This is a genomic window from Streptomyces sp. CA2R106 (assembly GCF_037034245.1).
Lineage (GTDB): Bacteria > Actinomycetota > Actinomycetes > Streptomycetales > Streptomycetaceae > Actinacidiphila.
This window is the reverse complement of record NZ_JBAGKC010000142.1, coordinates 1-852: the sequence shown is the minus strand read 5'-3', so window position 1 is coordinate 852 and position 852 is coordinate 1. Positions and strand designations below refer to the sequence as shown.

The 852-nt window shown below is 75.2% G+C and carries 1 protein-coding gene; it reads left to right on the top strand.

The annotated features are described in order from the left end of the window. Nucleotides 1–12: 12 nt before the first annotated feature. On the top strand, nucleotides 13–852 hold an 840-nt coding region (locus WA788_RS35415; RefSeq protein ID WP_335984595.1), incomplete at its 3' end, for an acyl carrier protein.

Here is an 852-nt window from a genome sequence, read left to right as displayed (position 1 = left end):
ACCGAGACCGGGATGACCGGGGAACTGGACGCCGGACAGTTGACGCGGCTGAACCGGATGGGTGTGCAGCCGCTGCCGTCGGAGTTGGGGCTCGAACTGCTGGACGCGGCCCAGAAGGTGGACGCGGCGCTGGTCGCGCCGGTGCGGCTGGACCTGGCGGCGCTGCGGGAGCAGGCGCGGGCGGGCACCGCGGTGCCGCTGCTGGCCGGACTCGTCCGCACCCCCGGCCGCAAGGACCGGACGGGGGCGGGCGGTTCGCTCGCGACACGGCTCGCCGGCGTGGACCGGGAGCAGTGGGAACGCGTCGCCCTGGACCTGGTGACCGCGCAGGTCGCCACCGTGCTCGGGCACGCGTCGGCCGCCGCGGTGGACCCGGGCCGGGCGTTCAAGGAACTCGGCTTCGACTCGCTGTCCGCCGTCGAACTGCGCAACCGGCTCGCCCAGGCGACCGGCCTCAAGCTGCCGGCCACCCTGATCTTCGACCACCCGAGGCCGATCGCGGTCGCCAGGTTCCTGGTGACGCAGGTCCAGGGCGCGGGCACCGGAAAGGCGCCGGCCACCCGGACACCGGTCAGGCGGCGGGTGGAGGCGGACGAGCCGCTGGCGATCGTCGGCATGAGCTGCCGCTACCCGGGCGGCGCGAACTCCCCCGAGGGCCTGTGGGACCTGGTCGCCGCCGGCCGGGACGTGATCTCCGAGCTGCCGGGCGACCGCGGCTGGGACCTGGAGCGGCTCTACGACCCCGACCCGGAGCAGGCCGGCACCGTGTACACACGCGGCGGCGGGTTCCTCGACGGCGCGGGTGACTTCGACGCGGGGTTCTTCGGGATCAGCCCGCGTGAGGCGCTGGCG